Annotated in this window: 3 protein-coding genes and 1 pseudogene; all 4 read right to left on the bottom strand. The window is 64.8% G+C overall.

The annotated features are described in order from the left end of the window. Positions 1 to 427 (bottom strand): annotated as a pseudogene (locus tag DBR20_RS08380) (hypothetical protein); the annotation flags it as partial. Between the two features lie 23 nt (positions 428 to 450). Further along, positions 451 to 1473: a hypothetical protein gene (locus tag DBR20_RS08385; RefSeq protein WP_108265860.1), complete on the bottom strand. Its 1023-nt coding sequence runs from the start codon at positions 1471 to 1473 to the stop codon at positions 451 to 453. Then, positions 1470 to 2360 (bottom strand): ABC transporter ATP-binding protein, encoded by an 891-nt coding sequence (locus DBR20_RS08390; protein WP_108265861.1) that lies wholly within the window; start codon positions 2358 to 2360, stop codon positions 1470 to 1472. The genes DBR20_RS08385 and DBR20_RS08390 overlap by 4 nt, the downstream gene beginning before the upstream one ends. Further along, entirely contained in the window at positions 2360 to 2719 is a 360-nt protein-coding gene (locus DBR20_RS08395) for a GntR family transcriptional regulator (protein WP_012511573.1), read from the bottom strand. The genes DBR20_RS08390 and DBR20_RS08395 overlap by 1 nt, the downstream gene beginning before the upstream one ends. Positions 2720 to 2801: the final 82 nt, after the last annotated feature.

A 2801-nucleotide genomic window follows, 5' to 3' on the forward strand; every position in this document is an offset into this window, starting at 1 on the left:
CGTCCATGCTCAGCGACTGCGCGTTCTCGATGCTGCCATCGCCGGAACCGATCTTGAACTGCAGCGGCAGGTTGTCCGGCACGCTGCCACGGATGTCCAGCCAGGCATAGCTGTTGCCCATCGACAACGAGCCGCGGCTGTCGCGGCGCAGGCTCACCACCAGCTTGTCGCCCACGCGCCGCTGGTCCAGCACCAGCTGGTCCAGCCAGTCCTTGTTGGACGCGCAGGCGCGGCCCTCGAGCTGGCCGCCGCCAGCGCTGGCGACCACCTTCAGGTCATGCTGGTTGATCTCGAACACCACCGTCTTGGCGCCGGCGGTGTCGATCTTCAGCGCGCGCGGCGCGGAGAACTTGCAGTTCGGTGCATCGGCGGCCAGCGCCGACAAGGGCAACAGCAACAGCGCACTACAGGCAATCAAGGAACGCATGGGTGGTGCCTCCGGGTTGAAGATCAGATTTCGCCAGCGCGCTTGCGCAGGCGGATGGCGATGAAGATGAAGACCACGCCGAAGGCCGCGCCGATCCACAGGCCGGGCATTGCCAGCGACTTCAGCTGCGCGGCGGGCGACATCAGGGCGACGATCGAGTTCAGATCCTGCCTGGATTCGCCGCCGGCGCGGTACAGCAGGTCCATCCCCGGCATCGCACCCAACAGCAGGCGGCCGACGATGTGCTGCCAGAACCAGCCGGTGGTCAGATCGAACAGGTGCATCAGCTTGGTGGTGCTGACGATGATGCCGGCGAACAGCGGCAGCATCACCGCCCACAGGAACGGCTTGCTCCGTGCCCACGCCGAGCACAGCAGCAGCCAGCCGGCAGTGGGCAGCGCCCACAGGGCGTACACCGGGATGGACACGAACATGCCCAGCACCAGGCTCATCGGGTTGGCCGGGCCGACGATCAGCTGCATCGCGTCACCGCCATGGGAGACCACCACCAGGCACAGCACCAGCATGAACACGAGCAGGGTCAGGCTGGACGCGATGATGGCGATGAGCGGTGCGACGATCAGTGCACTGAACACCTTGGACAGCACGGTCTGGGTATCCGACAGCGGCAGCGACTTCCAGAACAGGATGCTGCGGTCGCGGCGGTCGTCATACAGCGCGCCCAGGCAGTAGAAGAACACCACGAATGCGAGCACGATCAGCGGCCAGGACGAGGTCAGTACCATCGCCAGGTCGAGGCCGTTGCCCAGGTCGGCCATGTCCTTGGTGCTGATGTCGCGGGTCAGCACGGCAAGATCCAGGCCGTTGATGTTCACGTTCTCGCCGTCGATGTGCAGGCCGCCGTCGCGCGCGGCACGATGCAGGGCGAACAGGCCCAGGCCGATGCCGATGCCGCTCATCAGCAGCGAAACGATGCCGGCGATCACCGGGGCGTACAGGAAACCACCGCGGTTTTCCCAGTATTCGCGCTTGAGCAGCCAGCGCAGGGTGCCTGCAGGGCTGACAGGATGGTTGACGGCATTCATGCGTAGGTCCCCTTCATGACAGCGACGAACAGATCGGCAAGGCCGGCGTTGCGGGTTTCACCCAGGCTGGCCAGCTGGATGCGTGGCACCCCGTCGAACAGCAGGACGGTCTTGCCGAAGGCCTGGCTGCGCTCGTCGATGGGCTTCAGTGCGCGGGCGGTTTCAAGCTGATCGGCGCCGACCAGCAGTTCGGTATAGCGCTCGCCGACCTCGTCCATTTCCGCGTTGAGCACGATGCGGCCATCGCGGATGAACATCACGTCGGTGAGGATGTGCTCGATCTCCTCCACCTGGTGGGTGGTGACGATGATGGTCTTCTGCTCGTCGAAGTAGTCTTCCAGCAGGCGCTGGTAGAACTCCTTGCGATACAGGATGTCCAGGCCGAGCGTGGGTTCGTCCAGCACCAGCACCTTGGCATCGATGGCCATCACCAGGGCCAGGTGCAGCTGCACGATCATGCCCTTGGACAGTTCACGCACGCGCTGCTTCGGCTGCAGCTTGGTGTTGGCCAGGAAACGCTCGCAACGGGCACGGTCGAAGCGGGGGTGCACGCCGGCGACGAAGTCGATCGCCTCACGTACCTTCAGCCAGCGCGGCAGCACGGCGACATCGGCGATGAAGCAGATGTCGTTCATCAGATCGTCGCGATGCGCGCGCGGGTCACGGCCGAGCACGCTCAGCTCGCCTTCCACCGAGGTCAGGCCGAGCACCGCCTTCAGCGCGGTGGTCTTGCCGGCACCATTGGGGCCGATCAGGCCGATGATCCGGCCTGCCGGTATGGAGAAGCTGGCGTTGTCGAGCGCGAGCGTGTTCTTGTAAGCCTTGCGAAGGCCACGGGCGGTAATGACAGCGTCGCTTGGCACAGCGGTAGTGGGACTGGCATTCATCAGAATTTCCCCTGGGGCAACAATTCGTCGAGACTCAGGCCCAGTCGCTGGATGCGCTCCAGAACGGCCGGCCATTCTTCATTGAGGAAGCGTTCGCGCTCGCTGCTGCGCAGCTGCGTGGCCGCCTGTTCGGTCATGAACATGCCCAGACCGCGGCGCTTCTCGACCAGGCCTTCATCGGCCAGCTCCTGGTAGGCGCGCGAAACGGTGATGGGGTTGAGCTGGTAATCGGCGGCCACCTGGCGCACCGAAGGAAGGGCATCGCCCGGCTTGAGGATTCCGTCAAGCATCATGGCGATCACGCGTTCCTTCAGCTGGCGGTAGATGGGAGCGCCGTCGCTCCACTGGATGTCGCTCATATTCAGCTCCGTGGGGTCAGCGGCTGTGCGAACGAGAAATACGGCATGGACAGGGAGCTGTGCAGCCGACGCGGGGGGGAGG

The organism is Stenotrophomonas sp. HMWF023, from assembly GCF_003060985.1.
Classification (GTDB): domain Bacteria; phylum Pseudomonadota; class Gammaproteobacteria; order Xanthomonadales; family Xanthomonadaceae; genus Stenotrophomonas; species Stenotrophomonas lactitubi.

Excerpts from the sequence above, each read along its gene's own strand:
- DBR20_RS08395 (WP_012511573.1), bottom strand. The coding sequence starts at position 2,719 with ATGAGCGACATCCAGTGGAGCGACGGCGCTCCCATCTACCGCCAGCTG.
- DBR20_RS08390 (WP_108265861.1), bottom strand. The coding sequence starts at position 2,360 with ATGAATGCCAGTCCCACTACCGCTGTGCCAAGCGACGCTGTCATTACC.
- DBR20_RS08385 (WP_108265860.1), bottom strand. The coding sequence starts at position 1,473 with ATGAATGCCGTCAACCATCCTGTCAGCCCTGCAGGCACCCTGCGCTGG.